This is a genomic window from Sorangium sp. So ce1504 (assembly GCF_051521635.1).
Taxonomy (GTDB): domain Bacteria; phylum Myxococcota_A; class Polyangia; order Polyangiales; family Polyangiaceae; genus Sorangium; species Sorangium cellulosum_B.
This window is the reverse complement of the sequence record NZ_CP150365.1, coordinates 9,741,453-9,756,951: the sequence shown is the minus strand read 5'-3', so window position 1 is coordinate 9,756,951 and position 15,499 is coordinate 9,741,453. Positions and strand designations below refer to the sequence as shown.

The 15,499-nt window shown below is 69.8% G+C and carries 17 protein-coding genes; 11 read left to right on the top strand and 6 right to left on the bottom strand.

Annotation, left to right across the window (positions count from 1 at the left end; genetic code table 11):
• The first annotated feature begins 39 nt into the window (after window positions 1-39).
• Both WMF39_RS36750 and WMF39_RS36745 read left to right on the top strand, forming a co-directional pair.
• Window positions 40-1,515 carry a hypothetical protein gene (locus WMF39_RS36750; RefSeq protein ID WP_437741134.1) on the top strand — a complete coding sequence of 492 codons (1,476 nt, stop codon included), beginning with the start codon at window positions 40-42 and terminating at the stop codon, window positions 1,513-1,515.
• Window positions 1,516-1,744: 229 nt separating this feature from the next.
• Window positions 1,745-2,215, top strand: a complete 471-nt coding sequence (locus tag WMF39_RS36745) for a cupin domain-containing protein (protein WP_437741133.1) — start codon at window positions 1,745-1,747, stop codon at window positions 2,213-2,215.
• Between the two features lie 162 nt (window positions 2,216-2,377).
• Here the strand turns inward: WMF39_RS36745 and WMF39_RS36740 are convergent, their stop codons facing one another.
• Window positions 2,378-3,271, bottom strand: coding sequence for a sigma-70 family RNA polymerase sigma factor (locus WMF39_RS36740; protein ID WP_437741132.1), 894 nt, complete (start codon window positions 3,269-3,271; stop codon window positions 2,378-2,380).
• Window positions 3,272-3,407: 136 nt separating this feature from the next.
• Between WMF39_RS36740 and WMF39_RS36735 the strand changes: the two genes are divergently transcribed.
• The 5 genes from WMF39_RS36735 (at window position 3,408) to WMF39_RS36715 (ending at window position 8,453) form a co-directional block, all read left to right on the top strand.
• Complete coding sequence (locus WMF39_RS36735; RefSeq protein ID WP_437748078.1) at window positions 3,408-3,887, top strand: carboxymuconolactone decarboxylase family protein; 480 nt, start codon at window positions 3,408-3,410, stop codon at window positions 3,885-3,887.
• 48 nt (window positions 3,888-3,935) lie between these two features.
• Window positions 3,936-4,154, top strand: coding sequence for a transposase (locus WMF39_RS36730; RefSeq protein WP_437741131.1), 219 nt, complete (start codon window positions 3,936-3,938; stop codon window positions 4,152-4,154).
• A gap of 660 nt (window positions 4,155-4,814) precedes the next feature.
• Window positions 4,815-5,648 carry a patatin-like phospholipase family protein gene (locus WMF39_RS36725; RefSeq protein ID WP_437741130.1) on the top strand — a complete coding sequence of 278 codons (834 nt, stop codon included), beginning with the start codon at window positions 4,815-4,817 and terminating at the stop codon, window positions 5,646-5,648.
• A 217-nt stretch (window positions 5,649-5,865) separates the two neighbouring features.
• Window positions 5,866-6,414, top strand: coding sequence for a hypothetical protein (locus tag WMF39_RS36720; RefSeq protein ID WP_437741129.1), 549 nt, complete (start codon window positions 5,866-5,868; stop codon window positions 6,412-6,414).
• Between the two features lie 113 nt (window positions 6,415-6,527).
• Window positions 6,528-8,453 carry a PAS domain S-box protein gene (locus WMF39_RS36715; protein WP_437741128.1) on the top strand — a complete coding sequence of 642 codons (1,926 nt, stop codon included), beginning with the start codon at window positions 6,528-6,530 and terminating at the stop codon, window positions 8,451-8,453.
• Window positions 8,454-8,512: 59 nt separating this feature from the next.
• Here WMF39_RS36715 and WMF39_RS36710 read toward each other — a convergent pair whose 3' ends face one another.
• Complete coding sequence (locus tag WMF39_RS36710) at window positions 8,513-8,743, bottom strand: MarR family transcriptional regulator (protein WP_437741127.1); 231 nt, start codon at window positions 8,741-8,743, stop codon at window positions 8,513-8,515.
• Between the two features lie 21 nt (window positions 8,744-8,764).
• On the opposite strand from WMF39_RS36710, the gene WMF39_RS36705 reads away from it, so the two are divergent.
• Both WMF39_RS36705 and WMF39_RS36700 read left to right on the top strand, forming a co-directional pair.
• Window positions 8,765-9,238, top strand: a complete 474-nt coding sequence (locus tag WMF39_RS36705) for an SDR family NAD(P)-dependent oxidoreductase (RefSeq protein ID WP_437741126.1) — start codon at window positions 8,765-8,767, stop codon at window positions 9,236-9,238.
• A gap of 84 nt (window positions 9,239-9,322) precedes the next feature.
• Window positions 9,323-9,802: a carboxymuconolactone decarboxylase family protein gene (locus WMF39_RS36700; RefSeq protein ID WP_437748077.1), complete on the top strand. Its 480-nt coding sequence runs from the start codon at window positions 9,323-9,325 to the stop codon at window positions 9,800-9,802.
• Window positions 9,803-9,882: 80 nt separating this feature from the next.
• Here WMF39_RS36700 and WMF39_RS36695 read toward each other — a convergent pair whose 3' ends face one another.
• From WMF39_RS36695 to WMF39_RS36685, 3 genes are read right to left on the bottom strand one after another with little or no spacing between them, the layout of a single operon-like run.
• Window positions 9,883-10,605: a hypothetical protein gene (locus WMF39_RS36695; RefSeq protein ID WP_437741125.1), complete on the bottom strand. Its 723-nt coding sequence runs from the start codon at window positions 10,603-10,605 to the stop codon at window positions 9,883-9,885.
• 9 nt (window positions 10,606-10,614) lie between these two features.
• Window positions 10,615-12,405 (bottom strand): hypothetical protein, encoded by a 1,791-nt coding sequence (locus WMF39_RS36690; RefSeq protein WP_437741124.1) that lies wholly within the window; start codon window positions 12,403-12,405, stop codon window positions 10,615-10,617.
• Window positions 12,402-12,764, bottom strand: a complete 363-nt coding sequence (locus WMF39_RS36685) for a hypothetical protein (RefSeq protein WP_437741123.1) — start codon at window positions 12,762-12,764, stop codon at window positions 12,402-12,404. Before WMF39_RS36685 ends, WMF39_RS36690 begins: the two co-directional genes overlap by 4 nt.
• A 389-nt stretch (window positions 12,765-13,153) precedes the next feature.
• Here WMF39_RS36685 and WMF39_RS36680 point away from each other — a divergent pair, with 389 nt between their 5' ends.
• Complete coding sequence (locus tag WMF39_RS36680; protein WP_437741122.1) at window positions 13,154-13,387, top strand: hypothetical protein; 234 nt, start codon at window positions 13,154-13,156, stop codon at window positions 13,385-13,387.
• A 45-nt stretch (window positions 13,388-13,432) separates the two neighbouring features.
• Here the strand turns inward: WMF39_RS36680 and WMF39_RS36675 are convergent, their stop codons facing one another.
• Window positions 13,433-14,740 (bottom strand): MBL fold metallo-hydrolase, encoded by a 1,308-nt coding sequence (locus tag WMF39_RS36675; protein WP_437741121.1) that lies wholly within the window; start codon window positions 14,738-14,740, stop codon window positions 13,433-13,435.
• A 166-nt stretch (window positions 14,741-14,906) separates the two neighbouring features.
• On the opposite strand from WMF39_RS36675, the gene WMF39_RS36670 reads away from it, so the two are divergent.
• The gene (locus WMF39_RS36670; RefSeq protein WP_437741120.1) at window positions 14,907-15,446 is read left to right on the top strand and encodes a LysR family transcriptional regulator; all 540 of its coding nucleotides are present in this window, start codon (window positions 14,907-14,909) and stop codon (window positions 15,444-15,446) included.
• The last annotated feature ends 53 nt before the right edge of the window (window positions 15,447-15,499 follow it).

Here is a 15,499-nt window from a genome sequence, read left to right as displayed (position 1 = left end):
CTGTGCTGGCACGGGGGGGTCTGCTAAATTTCCCTGTGAATGAAGCGACGGACAGCAGAGCTCAGCGCCGATGATCTGCAGACGCTCGCGCGCTCCCCCGACGAAGGTCTTCGCGTCAAGGCGGCGCTGCACCCGCACACGCCGCTCGCGACGCTGCTCTCACTCGCCACCGACCAGGCCATTGGCGTTCGTCGCGCCCTCGCCCGCCGCATGGGCGCTCCTCGCGAGGTCCTCGCGCAGCTCGCGCGTGACCCCACGCGCCCCGTCCGGTGCGCTGTCGCCGCCCATCCAGGCTGTGACGAGGCGCTCCGCCGCCTGCTCTGGACCGACAGCGACGGCGACGTGCGCGCGGTCGCACGACGCGCCGCAACGATTCCTCATCACTTCAGCGAAGACCTCGCGCGAATCTTGCGCAACGAGCCGGTGCCCGCTTCGCTGCTCGTCGAGTTTGCCGAGCTCGGAGGCCAGGCACGCCGCGCCGTCGCTTCGCATCGCGAGTGTCCGCGCGACTGGCTCGAACGCTTCCGTCACGACGCCGACGCAGCCGTGCGGCTCGTCGCCGAGACGCGCATGGGTCTCTCGCTCGACACACTGCGTGCCTTCGCGAAACACCGACTGGCTTCTTATCGCGTGACCGCCGCCGCGTCGCTGCCGTGGGACGACGCGAGGATGCCCGAGCTGTTCGCTGATCGGAATGAACGCGTCTTGCTCGCGCTCTTGCGGCGGCCGGACTTCCCCGCCGCGTTTTACGCCCAGATCACAGACAGTCCGCCGCCCGCCGTGCGTCTGCTGCTCGCAACCCACGAAGCGCTCGACGCCGCGCACCTGCAAGGCCTGCTGCGCGACCCGCTCGCGGATGTTCGTCGACGCCTGGCGCGGCGCCGCGCGCTGAGCGCCGAGCAGTTCGAAGTGCTCGCGAACGACGACGACACCTGGGTGAAGCTCGAGCTCGTGAAGCGCCCCGATTGTCCCGAAGCGTGCCTGCGCCGATGGAGCCGTGCCCCGAGCGAATTGTTGCGTCGCGCCGTGTTCGCGCATCCAGGCGTGACGCCGGACATCCTCGCCACCGCGAGCGCCCTGCGCGACAACCATTGCGAGATCGCAAAGCACCCGCTCACACCGGAGCGGATACTCGTCCAGCTGGCCGACTCCGCCGACGTCTTCGTCCGTGGCGCCGTCGCGCAGAATCCGAGCACGACCGAGCGCATGCTGTCGCAGCTCGCGCGCGACCCCGATTCGTATGTGCGCTTGCTCGTTGGCAGAAACGAGACCTGTCCACTGTCCCTGCTGCTCGACCTCGAACACGACCCGGACTTCGTCGTGCGCCGTCACATCGTATGGCGCGCGGACTGTCCGCTCGATATCCTGGAGCGGCGCGCCACCGACGAGAACGCGAATGTCCGCTACGCCGTCGCGGACCACCCGCGAGCCACCGCCGCCGTGCTGTCGGTGCTGGCGCGTGACGGAGAGATGTTCGTGAGTGCGCGCGCCAAGAAGCGTCTCAGCGGCCCCTGACGACGCGGCTGGAGCGGGGGTGGGAGCGCCGTGCCGCCCTGCTGGCCGCGCTCGCCCGACCGGTGTGACCGCGCTCCCGGGAGCCTCCTTCCTCTCCCTCCGAACGAGGATCGGGGTGTGGGGCAGGCCGTGAGCCCCCGCGATCCCCTTGAGCCCGGCGACGCTCGCCTCCACGCTCATGCCCACACCGCGCGGCCGCTGAGCGCAGCCGCTTTGCTCGGAGATGACCATGCCCCTCGAACGCCCTGCCCTGAACCCCAGCGATCTCGAGCCCCGCACCAGCTCGACGTACCCCGAGCCGCTTCGCGCGCGCGTCACGCCGCGCGAGAAGCGCGCGCTCGGCGACGCGCTCGGCCTGACGAAGATCGGCGTCAACCTCACCACGCTCTTCCCGGGCAAGGAGTCGGCGCTGCGGCACTACCACTCTCACGAGGACGAGCTCGTCTTCGTGCTGGAGGGCGAGGTGGTGCTGCGCACGGACGACGGCGAACAGGTGCTCACGGCGGGTCAGTGCGCGGGCTTTCCGGCCGGCGCGCGCGACGGGCATCACTTCGTCAACCGCAGCGCCGCGCCAGCGCGTTACCTCGAGATCAGCAACCGCGATCCCGAGGACAGCGCGGAGTATCCCGACGAGGATCTCGCCGTCCGCAAGGTGGGCGGCAAGTACGTCTACACGCGCAAGGACGGAACACCTTACTGAGTGGATGAGGTGGTGAATGACCGCCGCGAGAGGTGGGCTCGGGTCCACGCGGCGCCGGGACGCAGCGCAGAGCAGGTCCGCCGCGCGCCGGGCGACGGCGCCGGAGGGCCATGAGGCCGAGCAAGGCGAGCGCGGCGCCGCCGGCGCCCCGGCGCGGGTTGTCTAGATCTCCAGCTGCGGTCCGTCGTCGAGGACCAACAGGTCGAGATCGCGGAGCTGCTCGCGGTCGCCCACGACGTCGATCCGGGCGATTTTCCCTTGCTCGAGGGTGAAGCGGAGCACCCGGAAGAGCCGCCCCTGCGGGGCCACGACGATGCCCACCGTGCCGTCCACGAGGGCAGGGCGAGCGAACCTGGCGCCGCGCGCGGCGGGGATCGCCTGCTTGGCCCAGGCGCGCGCGCCGCGGACCTCGCCCCCGGCCGGGGGCTCGGCCGTGGCGTCGGCGTGGATCACGACGTCCGGATCGAGGATCGCCACGAGCGCGTCGAAGTCGCCGCCGCGCATGGCCGCGATGAAGGCGTCGACGACCTCGCGCTGGCGGCCGACGTCGGCGTCCGGAGACGGGGGCGCGCCCTGCACGCGGCGGCGGGCGCGGCTCGCGAGCTGCCTCGCCGCGGCCGGGGAGCGGCCCACGATGGCGGCGATCTCCTCGAAGGGCACCGCGAACAGGTCGTGCAGCACGAAGGCGAGCCGCTCGGCGGGGGTCAGCGTGTCGAGCACCACGAGCAGCGCGAGGCCGACCGAGTCGGCCAGCACCGCCTCGCGCTCGGGGTCGGTCCCGGCCTCGCGGTCCACGGCGGGGTCGGGCGCCGCCATCGGGTCCTCGCGCCGCGCCTTTCTGGAGCGCAGCATGTCGAGGCACACCCGCGCCACGACCGTCGTCAGCCACCCGCCCAGGTTCTCGACGCCGCTCGTGTCGGCGCGGCTCAGGTGGAGCCAGGACTCCTGCACGGCGTCCTCCGCCTCGCTCAGGGAGCCGAGCATCCGGTACGCCACGGCCTGCAGATGGGCCCGGTGGGCCTCGAACCGCTCCGCCAGCCAAATATTTTCATCCATCGGTCACACTCCCTCGTCGTGCTTCGTCATGGCTGTGACGGACGAACCCTAGCCGATGTGACGACGCGAACGGACGTTCAGCGCCCCGTCATGGTTGGCGAGCACACCCGAACGCCTCGGAAGGAGCACGAACATGCTGAAAGCACGGATGAAGAACCCCGCGATGGTCATCCCCGACGTCATGCAGCCGATCTACGCCCTGATCGGCGCGGTGAAGAAGAGCGGCGTGCCGGCGCGGACGCTCGAGCTCGTCCACCTGCGGGCGAGCCAGATCAACGGGTGCGGCTTCTGCGTCGACATGGGCGCGCGCGAGATGAAGAAGGCGGGCGAGACCGACGAGCGCCTGTTCGCCGTGGCGGCCTGGCGCGAGGCGCCCTATTTCACCGACGCGGAGCGCGCCGCGCTGGCGCTCGCCGAGGCCGCGACGAGGCTCAGCGATCGCGCGGACCCGGTGCCCGATGAGGTCTGGGAGGAGGCCGCGCGGCATTACGACGAGCCGGCGCTCGCGGCGCTGACCCTGCACATCGGGCTGACCAACCTCTTCAATCGGGTCAACGTGACCACGAGGCAGATCGCCGGCTCGGTGAAGTTCGAGGCGCGCGCGGACAACCGCTGAGGCGGAGGCTAGCCCAGGCGGGGGCGCTGCGCGCTGACGCGCATCGTCGTGGGCAGCGTAGAGCGGTTCCACAGCGAGCACGCCGTGCGCCGCAGCGCGCGCGGAGCCGCCAAGACCGGCTCCGTGACGGTCGTGCAACGCACGTCCAGCGACCTCCGATTGAATCCACACCTGCACGTTCTCTTTCTCGACGGCACCTATCACGAAGACGGCGCAGATCTGGTGTGGAACGAGCTCGTACTGGACGAGCACCGTCCTGCGCCGTAAGACGCTCGGGGACGCCGCGTAGCCTACCGAAAGAGCACCGCGGGCCAGAGACCCGCCTGTCAGGGCGACGTGTGCCTGCGGCCCGCCCATGCGCCGCTTTTCGCGCTCAGCGCCGCGCCCGAATGCGCTCCAGAGCCCCCACGACCTCGCCATCTGACGCCCACGATGCCGCCCGATCCATTCGCCGCGCACGGGATGCCGAGGATCGCCTCGAGATCGTCGCTCACGGCCGTGAGCGTCACTCCGCTCCCCTCGCCCAGGCGGATGCCGGTGCCGTTCTCCGGGCCAACGTTGGCCCCCCCTGCAGGGCGCGCTGCTGCGCTGGTTGCGCTGCTCTCGCTCCCTTTGCGCAGTTCTTCCGGGACCTGGTCCTCCCACAAGATGCGAGATCCATAGAGCCTCGGCGCGCGAAGCCTGCTTCTCATGGGCACGGCTCAGCTGCATGAACGCAGGTGAGCCCACGGCGCACCCGGTGCTCGAGGGGCGTCGCTGTCAGGAGGAACCATGGACAATCGCCCTTCGGAGAGAATACCTGAGCCGGACGAAGAGCGCATGCCCCCTCCCGCCGCCGCCCCGGCCTCTGCTTCCGCTTCCACGCGCGACGCCGAGGGCGTGCGTCCCGGCGCGAACCCTCCGCCCCAGAGGCGTCGAATCGACTTCGTGCTCGAGGGCGGCGGCGTGAAGGGAATCGCGCTTGCCGGAGCGATCAGCGCCATCCACGATCAGCTCGAGCAACGGAAGGAGTACGGGGACCAGTTCACGCTCGAGGGCAGCCGCGCCGCCGGCACCTCGGCGGGGGCCGCGATCGCCGCGCTCCTGGTCGCCGGCTACACGCCCGCCGAGATCCGGCGCATCATCGCTGGCCCGGAAATCGCGCGGCTGGTCGACACGACTTGGCTCAGCCGGATCCCCGTCATCGGCAAGCCGCTGGACATCACCGTCGGGCTGCTGACGGAGCTCGGCGCCTACAGGGGAGACTACTTCCTTCAATACCTACAGGGCCTGCTGCTCGACAAGGGGATCAGCACCTCCAAGGACATCATCGTCAAGGGGAGAGAGCGTGAGACGAATCCGCTGCTGCGCTATCGGGCGCACTTCGTCGCCTCGGACATCACGCGGGGCACCGTGCTCGTCCTACCCGGCGACATCGACGCCGAGCGCTATGGGGTCGAGCCGGATGATCTCGAAGTGGCCCTCGCGGTGCGCATGAGCATGAGCGTGCCGTTCTTCTTCCGCCCGGTCCGGCTCCGCGGGACCAACGGGGTCAACAGCTACATCGTGGACGGGGGGCTGCTGAGCAATTTCCCCGTCGAGGTCTTCGACGAACTCCACTGGGCCACGGCGAGCCGAGTATCGCGCACGGCGGTGGCGTATTCGACCGAAGCGAGGTCGGCGACCTGCGCACCCTTGCATGGGATGAAGCCGGACAGATGGCAGACGAGTTATGCCGCGCAAGGGGGAGCGGCAGCGGCTTCTTCAGCGGCCGCAGATTGAACGCAACCTACGAGCTGATCTGCTTGCCATGAGCACGCGCTCGGCCACGTCTCCAACGCCGAGACCCCGCGCGGTGAGCTCGACGAGCCGCAGCCTCACGGCGTCGCCTGTCGACTCGAGGCGAGCGTCGGTTCAGCGCGGTCGAGGATGTTGACGGCCCGGCGTTCGTCGAGCGGGGGGCCTCGTCATGCTAGATTTCTCAAAGGAGGCTCCGGCGATGCGACACCCGTTCGAGCTCGTTCCGGAAGAACGACGTATACCGATCCTGTGGTCGCTGCTGGGCCTGGCCGTCGCGAGCGGCGCGGCGGCGGCCGTCGCGGACAGGCGCCTGCGGACGGAGGCCGCTCCGTGGGGGATCGTCTCGTTCGAGCTGGCGGGCACCCGGGCGCGCGCCCGCCGCATCGTCGAGTCCTGGGATGATGCTGCGCGCGTCAGCGCTGCGTTCAGCCTGGGAGTCGACTACCTCCTCCTGACGGCCTATGCCAACGGCCTCGCGCTGGCCTGTGTGATCGGAGCCGACGCCTTGAAGAAGCGCGGCCTGCCGGGAGCGAGCCTGGGTGCGCCGCTGGCCTGGGGACAGTGGCTCGCCGGCCTGCTGGACGCGACGGAGAACGCCGCCTTGCTCGAGGTCTTGCGCGGATCCGACGAAGCGCTCTGGCCTCCCCTCGCGCGCCGGTGCGCGCAGGCCAAGTTTTGCCTGGTGGGCGCCGGGATAGCGTATGGACTCCTCGGCTATCTTGCGCACCGTCGAAGCAAAGGGCGTTGAGATCCACGCGGCTCACTCCTCCGGTGCAGCTCGATCGCCTTCCGGAGAGCCAGCGGCCCCAGCGCGGCCGGCGGTGGCCCACCGAGGTCCTCCGCTTCGGACCGGGTGGAGAGATGGCCTACGAGGACTGGGAGACAGGGCGCAAGGCGTGGTCGCCCGAGCACGGCGACGGCCTCGTTGCGGCGAACGACGAGGTGCCCTGGGGCACGACCGCGGAGTTCACGAGCGATGGGCAATTCCTGATGTTCACCCCGGTCGACTTCGACGACCTGCTCGGCGTCTACGCCTGGAACCTCGCCGAGGACACGCTCGCCGCGCTGAAGCTCGGCCAGCCGATGCTCGACTCGTTCGTGCTGGAGCCCGAGCAAGGCGTCGTGCTCGTGCCGGGGGCGCCGTTCATGCGACACCACCTCGACGGCAGCGGGGAAGGCGAAGCCCTCCTCGAGGAGAGCGGCGCTCTGCTGCGCAGCGAGAGCGCGGCGACGCTCGCGATCGCAGGCCGGCGCGGCGGAGAGGAGGGCATGTACGCGCTGCCCGTCAAGGACGGTGGAGCCCTCCCGACGCTCATCGAGGGGGGCGTATCGTCTCCGTGTCCGGCAGCCACGTCTATTTCGTGGCTCCGGACGGCCTGTGCGCGGGCCCCTTGTAGAACACCACCAACTCACGATTCGACGGCTTACCCCCATGCTCCGTGTGGCAGAACACGTCGCGAGCGGGGCTCAAGGCGCGAGCCCTGTCCGCGCTGCACGGGATATCGTATAAGGTCTTCCATGACGAGCACGAGATCACAAGGAACGTCCGGGGCTACCGCGATGTCGGCGGACTGGTATGCGACCGTCTTGCAGCGAGCGCCGCTTGGGATCATCGTGCTCTCCCGCGACCTCGACGTCGTCGCCTGGAACGACGCCGCGGAGCGCCTGCTGGGCTTCCCGTCGGGGGAGGCCATCGGCCAGAAGATCGACGCGCTGGTGGCCGCGCGGGGCGACGCCGAGGCGTGGCGGCGGCTGCTCCAGGAGGACGCCGGCGCGCCCCGGATCTGGGCCCATGCCCGGAAGGACGGGGGCGACGTGCATTGCGAGTGGCTCCACGAGCGCATCGTCGACGAGCACGGCGGGGTGACCGGCCTCGTGTGCTTCGGGCGGGACGTGACGGCGCGGATCGAGAAAGAGGCGCGCCATGTGCTCGAGGAGCACCTGCTCCGCGCCATCGTGGAGAACCTCCCGATCGCGTGCTGGGCAGTCGACCTGGAGGGCACCTTCCTGTACTTCGATGGCGCGGCGCTGAGGGCGCTCGGCTTGACGCCGGGGTGTGCCATCGGGAAGAGCGTATTCGAGCTCTACGCCAAGCAGGACATGACTGCGCTGAGGCGAGCCCTGGGCGGTGAGGCGTCACACAACTCCGCCGAGGCGGCCGGCCGCATCTGGGAGACCTGGTTCATGCCCGTCCGCTCCGGCGGCGCGACGGCCATCGCGGCCGCGTGCGTCACGATGGACATCACCGAGAGCCGCGGCCGGGAGCAGGAGCTCCGGAGCAAGCTGGAGCTCATCGAGCGGCAGCAGTGCGTCATTCGCGAGCTGTCGACGCCCATCATCCAGGTCTGGGACGGGGTGCTGGCGCTGCCGATGATCGGGGTCATCGACAGCGCGAGGACCGCAGAGGTGATGGACAGTTTGCTCGATGCGGTCGTCCGCACGCAAGCGCGCTGCACCATCCTGGATCTCACCGGCGTCGAGACCGTGGACACCCAGACGGCGAGCTACATCATCAAGCTCATCCGGGCCATCCAGCTGCTCGGCGCCGAGGGCGTCATCACCGGGATCCGGCCGACCGTCGCCCAGACGGTCGTGAACCTCGGGCTCGATCTGGCCAACATCACCACGCTGTCGAACCTCCAGGCCGGGCTCAAACACTTCATCCTGCGCCAGCAGCGAAGCGCCCCGCAGGCAAGCGCGCCGGCGCCGTCCACGAGGCCGGGGGAGACGGAAGTCCAAATGTTTCGGAAACGTCAAGCCTCAACTGCGGGACCTGCCCCGGGTTGACAGAGCATTCTTCTATGCGATCCGACACCGCCCTGGAAAAGCGGCGCTAGTTCAACAGCTTATCCGTGCATCCAAGGGGCCGCCTTCACTCGACAGCCTGCGGGGCACGACGTGCCTGATCGGTAGACCCGCGACACGCGGGCGTCGTTCGGATCGCGCCGGCGGACCACGAGGCCGGCCTTCTCGAGGCGGCCCAGCGCCTTGGTGACCGTCGGCGGCTCGACGCCGAGGCGCTCGATGAGCGCCGACTGCGAGAGGCCGTCGCTCTGGCAGAGCTGGCGCAGCAGCACGTCCTGCCCGGGCTGCAGGCCGTGGAGGGCGGCGACGCCCTCGTTGTCTTCTTCGAGCTTGCGTCGGACGAATCGATCCACGCCGCAACGCGGGCCGCGCTCGAGCGCTGGGGGCGCATCGAGTTCCTGGTCAACAACGCTGTTGAGTGGGGCGCGGGCTCTCCGGGGAATCCTCCCCTCTTCGAAGCGCGGCCGAGCGACGAGTGGCGCAAGGTGCTCCGCGCCAACATCGAGGGCGCCTATGCTGCCATTCAAGCGGTCGTCCCCTCGATGCGCGAGCGGCACTGGGGCCGCATCGTCAACGTGTCCTCCGGCCTGGCGGTGAACGGCATCCCCGGCTCGGCCGCCTACTCGGCGGCGAAGTCGGCGCTCCACGGCATCACGCGCTCGCTCTTCGAGGAGCTGGCGCCGGCGGGCATCTTGACGAACGTCGTCAGGGCTAGCGGTCACACTCCCTCGTCGTGCTTCGTCATGGCTGTGACGGACGAACCCTAGCCGATGTGACGACACGAACGGACGTTCAGCGCCCGGTCACGGTTGGCGAGCACACCCGAACGCCTCGGAAGGAGCACGAACATGCTGAAAGCACGGATGAAGAACCCCGCGATGGTCATCCCCGACGTCATGCAGCCGATCTACGCCCTGATCGGCGCGGTGAAGAAGAGCGGCGTGCCGGCGCGGACGCTCGAGCTCGTCCACCTGCGGGCGAGCCAGATCAACGGGTGCGGCCCCTGCGTCGACATGGGCGCGCGCGAGATGAAGAAGGCGGGCGAGACCGACGAGCGCCTGTTCGCCGTGGCGGCCTGGCGCGAGGCGCCCTATTTCACCGACGCAGAGCGCGCCGCGCTGGCGCTCGCCGAGGCCGCGACGCGGCTCAGCGATCGCGCGGACGCGGTGCCCGACGACGTGTGGGAGGAGGCCGCGAGGCATTACGACGAGCCGGCGCTCGCGGCGCTGACCCTGCACATCGCGCTGACCAACTTCGCCAATCGCATCAACGTGACCACCAGGCAGATCGCCGGCTCGGTGAAGTGGGAGGGGCGCGCGGACAACCGCTGAGGGAGCGTGACGCCCGGTCCTGGAGAGCGGCCGCCGGGAGGCGTGCTCGCTTGACGATCTCACGATGATCGAGCGCGTCGTCAGCTCACCGCCTCGAGATCGAGGAGCTGCGCAAAACTCGTCGCCAGGGGCTGCACGGCGGCGCCGCCGAACAGGGACAGGGCGAAGGCACGATCGTCGGGCTGCATCGCGACGATGACCGTGTCCTCCCAGGTGACCGCACAGGCGATTGCATTGGAGAACCAGAGATCGCCGAACGCGCGGCGCCGCGCCTCGTCACGGAAGCGCGCCAGCGTGTCCGGGCGCTGCGTGCGTTCGGCGAGCACGCTGTGGATGGGCAAGACGTGGCGCGAACGATCTGCGAGCGCCGAGACGCAGAGGAGCTGGGACAGCGAGCCGGCCAGCACCTCGCCCTCGTCCGGCGCGATGTTCGCGAACGAGTATCCGGTGCGCGTGTTGATGAGCTCGAGGCGCGCCTCCGCCCCTTCGGACTCCACCAGGTAGAGATCCTCGAACGGATCGTCCCGGCCGAGGGCGAAGAGCGTGAATCCTTCGGGTGGCGCGTCGCGGGTCGCGGCCAGCGCTTCGTCGAGGCTCGCGGCGCTCGCGTCGAACGGGCCAAGGGTGAGCCACGCTGCGTCTGCGCCGAGCAGCTCGAGGAACCGGCGATGAACCGGCAGCAGCGCACGCCCCATGCGCGATTCGATCCTGCGGAGCGTCGCGGCGTCGGCGCCGCGGACGGCGCCGGGGAACGACGCGTCCAGCGCGGCGCAAAAGGTCACGACGCGGTCGATGTCATCCATGGCTGCGGCTCAGAATCCTTGGTTGGGCGGAAGCACCGAGTTGGTGTTGAACGGCGCGCCGCGCTGCTGCCCTCCCTGCGTGCACAGGAGGTGGCCCAGGTAACGGCGACAGCTAGGACAGGACGCCTGGAGCTGGCCGTCTTGCCGCCCGTGCGCCGTGGGCCCCACCCATATCTCCGCCATCGAGGTCACGCGCAGGCCGAAGTCGAGCGCGTGCGCGAGCAGCGCGCTGGCTGCGCAGCGTCCGAAGGTGGGGCCGACGGCGGCTGGAGCGTAGTCGCGGAACCCGCGCGAGGCGCTGAAGATGCGGTATCGATTGTTCGAGTGCCGAGACCAGTAGCCGTTCGGAGGGGCGCCCAGGCCCGCGAAGTTGCCCGAGACAGCGCGCAGGCGCACCTGCGTGCCGTTCATGCGGGTGGCGCGCAGGACGCCGATCATCTTTCCGGCCGTGCCCAACCCTCCGGCAGGGTTCAGCGAATCCACCGGGACATTGGCCAGCCAGGCGAAGTTGAGCGGGCTCGCTGCGCGGAGCGGAGCGGCGACCGCGCGGAGGGCGTGTATCTGGTTGCGCAGCGCGATCACGTCCAGCACGGCGTCATTCTGCGCCAGATCGGGGTCCAGCCAGTGCTCCACGTTTCGACCGTTCACCTGGCAGCCGGCGCACAACCCTCCATGATGGTGATTCGCCGTCGGCGCGACCGTGGCGACCCCGCCGGGCGCATGGGGCCGCTGGCGGGCGCCGACGGCCGGTCCGTGGAGACACGCAGCGGCCGCGACGGGGGTCACGTACGCGCCGCCGGCGGGTGCCAGGTCCACGCGGGAGCATGCCTCGCGCCGGACCTCGACGTTGGTCACGGCCGTCGCGTGGACGCCGTTGACCGTATAGCGCACGGTCACTTGCTCGGTGCCGTCGTCGTCCGCGATGAGGCGGATGCGGTCGAACCCGACGCCATGATTGCCCGGCTGATTGGGATCGATGGCGAGCACGTTCGCCCCGCCGAGCGTCCACAAGAACGTTCCTCCGGGCGGCGCGAAGGCGGCGGTGAGCACCACGCGATGCCGCGGGTAGCCCTGGGGGCGCACGATGGGCGCGGGCGCGGGCGCGATCTGCACCGCGACGACGGATGCGCGGACGATGGCCATCGCCGTGTGCGCGCCGACGGTATACCGGACCCGCACGCGCTCGGTCCCCGGCGCGGCGCCCTCGATGGTGGCGGCGGCGTTGTTGCCCGGCGCGACGCCGCCCGGGAACTGGACGACATTCGTCGCGTCCGGCAAGTCCCAGGCGTAGGTGCCGCCGCCGGGAGCGCCCGCCGCCTGCAGCGCCATCGTCGGAGCCGGAACGGCGTGCGCCATGGTCGGCGTCAGCGGCAGGAGCTGCACGGCGACGACGGCCACCTGCGCGTCGGCGTGCGGAGTCTGACCGGCGAACGCGTACGTCACGCGCACGGCCTCCACGCCGCCGGTGAGCCCCACGATCGTTGCGTTGGGGCTGTTGATCGGCGCGGCGCCGCCCTGGAACTGCACGACGCCCGCCGCGTTCGGCAACGTCCACGTATACGTGCCTCCCGCTGGAGCCCCGACGGCCTGCAACACCTGCACCGGCGCCGCGCCCTGATCGCGCGTGAGCACGACCGGCGTCGGCTGCACCGTGACGGTCACGACGACCGGCGCGGTTCGAACGCACGGCTGGCTGACGAGGCGCACCTCCTTGGAGGGAAACGCCGCGGAGGCGCGATCCGTCGACTCGAAGGACACGACCGGATCACGTTTGCGCTTCCCGGGGACGCCCTGCGTCATGGCTGCGACGCACGCTCGTTCGAGAGCAAGGCGCAAATCAGGTCCAGCCGCTGCGCTGCGGGCGTCCCCTGCCGGTCGAGGATGTCGCGTACCCAGACGAACGCGGGGTCGGCGTCGAAGTCGTGGCCGAGCAGATACATGACGTTGATCACGCGGAGGACCTCGCGCTCGGTCGTGACGCCGTATCGCGCTGCCTTGTCGATGCCCTTCAGGATCGCCGCGCGCACGCTCTCCTCGCCCATCGCCTCGCATTCCCAGGGCCAGTTGTCCCGGAGACATCGGCTCACGCGCGCGACGAAGTCGGACTCCGCCCGGGCGGCCAGCGCCGCGAGCTGCTCGTCGCGAATGACCAGCGCCACGGGCTCGATCCTAGCGCAAGCGGCGTCGTTTGCCTATGGTCGTGCTGGGGCCGCACCGCCCCACAGGCGCGCGGCAAGATTCCGCTCGTGGGGTTCGAGGCGGGGGCGTCGATTCGATCACCAGGTGATTCGAGATTGAAGAGGTGCTCGCGCGGATCAGGACGCACCTGAGCTTGCGCGCACGAGGGCGGGTATGAGCTGATCCAGAAGGTGCGGCAATTGCCGGAAGAGCGCGGGGGGAGCGTGCCGGCGCTGGCGTCGACCGCATTTGCGCGCGCCGGTGAGACTCCTCGCGGCATTCACGCAGCGCCATCCCGCCGTGGAGATCGAGATCGTCGCCTTGGACCGTCGCGTGAACGTGATCGAAGACGGCTTTGACGTGGCGCTGCATGAGGCCGTTCGCGCTGGCGCCGGGATCGCGCCCGTGCCCAGCATTCTCTGCGCAGAGGACGTGCGCAGGGGGCGCCTGGTCCGCGTGCTCGCCGACGGGGCATTACGACGAGCCGGCGCTCGCGGCGCTGACACTGCATATCGCGCTGACCAACCTCTTCAATCGGGTCAACGTCACCACGAGGCAGATCGCCGGCTCGGTGAAGTGGGAGGCGCGCGCGGACAACCGCTGAGGGGGAAGACGGGGAAGACAGGGAAGACGATGTGGGATTTGCGTCCTAAGAGCGACCAGAAGGGACGCTCATGCCCCGGCGCCCGGTGAGCCATACGGCCCCGGCGGCCAAGAGCGCGGCGGCGCCGAGGACATAGAGCCGGCGCAGGGCGACCCCCGTCTCGTCGGGATCGAAATCGGTGAGCGAGCTCCGCGCGCCGCGCGGCAATACCCAGGCGTCGCTCCCGCCGCCGATCGCGCGCAGCGCGCGCCCGAGCGTCTTCTCGGGCGCCATCCGGCTCTGAACGTACAGGATCCAGCGGCCCAGCGGCGTATGCCCCTTCGGCTTCTGCTCCATGGACGTGATGACGCGGCGGAGCTCGGCGGCCGTCTCGGCCGCGCTCCCCTCGCCCGGCAGGCGGGCCCATTCCCCGTGACCCGGCAACACCCACGCGAACCTCAGCCAGCCGGCCTCGGCCGCCGCGAGCAGATACCGCACCGAGCGGATCTGGCGCTCCCAATCTTCCCAGCATTGCAATCGATGCGCCACGAGTTGACCCAGGAAGCGCGAGTAGCTCAGGTGATCGCCGGTGAACAGGAAGCGGCCTCGATAGAGGAGGCATAACGAGCCCGGCGTGTGCCCGGGCTGCGGCAATAGCATGATCTCGGCCTCTTTGGCCGCCTCTCTCGAGAGCGGCTCCCCCTCGATCGAGAGCGGGCCGAGCTCGTTCCCGAGCTTGATCTCCACGTCGCCGGTCGCGGCCATGTACTTGTTCTCACGGAGGTTCACGTCCGCGGCGCCGATGATGCGGCGGCAACCCGGGAAGCGGCTGGCGAACTCGGCGTGATGGTGCGTATGGTCCCGGTGCGTCAGAAAGAGCCATCGCACGCCGCCGTGCTCCGCGAGCCAGCGGAAGACCTCCTCGCTCGGTTTCGGGGGATCGATCAGCACCCCGCCTCCGTCGCGCTCGATGAAATAGGAAAGAGCGCCGAAGTTCTTGATGGATGGCTGTCCGATGATCCAGACATGATCCTCGATGGGCCGCGGAAAACCGCGCCAAGGTGACCCAAGATCGCCCCGGCGAACCTGCGCCGGGCCCGGCTTGAGCGTGATGGCGCCGAACGGGCACGCCGCGACCGCCGTCCGCGCCGCCATCAGATCTTCCTTGCTCCGCGGCTGCCGCAGCACACCGGTGAAGGCGCCCTCCTCGTAGGAGCCCGGCAACACCGAGAGGCGGCGGCCTGCCCGGAGGTCGCCGGCCGGCACCACCTCGCCCAGGAGCTCCGGCGCGTAGTTCCGGCACGTGGCGGCGCCGCAGCACTTGCGCGTAACGAATAGCTCTCCCCACTCCTCAACCTGCATTTCGTCTTGCATCGCGGTCCCTCGTGGATGGCAATCGCTGGTAGAGCATCTCTCAGCCGAGCTCGGAGTTCTCCATTTCTTCGCTGCCAGTCGTGGCAGTGTCAAGACGACGGTAGCTTCTCCCGCTGCGCTTGACCAGGTGGCGGCGGGCGAATAGCCTGTTCGACCAGGCTGCACAATGTTCGATTTCGACGCGATGGCGACGTTCGTGGAGGTGGTGCAGCTCGGGAGCTTCAGCGCGGCGGCGAAGGCGCTGCGGCTGCCGCGTTCGACGGTCAGCCAGCGTGTGGCCCGCCTCGATGCGTCGCTCGGCGTGCGACTCCTCGAGCGCACGACGCGCGTGGTGCGACCGACGAGCGCCGGCGCCGCGTATCACGAGCGCTGCGCGCGCATCCTGTCCGAGATGGAAGAGGCCAACGCCGCGGTGAAGGACCTCGAGTCCTCCCCACGCGGCGTGTTGCGGGTGGCAACGCCGCTCCTGTTCGGCCAATCGTTCCTCGCCAGCGTGGCAGCCGCATTCACGCAGAGCCACCCCGCCGTGGAGATCGAGATCGTCGCCTCGGAGCGTCGCGTGAACCCGATCGAAGACGGCTTCGACGTGGCCATCCTGCTCTTCGCTTCCGACGACGAATCGAGCCTGATCGCGCAGCGGTTGAAGGGAGGTGACCTGTGGCTGTGCGCGACGCCGTCGTGGGGCGAGAGTAGCCGTGTGGCCTGAGCGCGACCGAACGCGCTTGGTGAACACCGATGCCCTCGGCCGTCTGGCTCGGT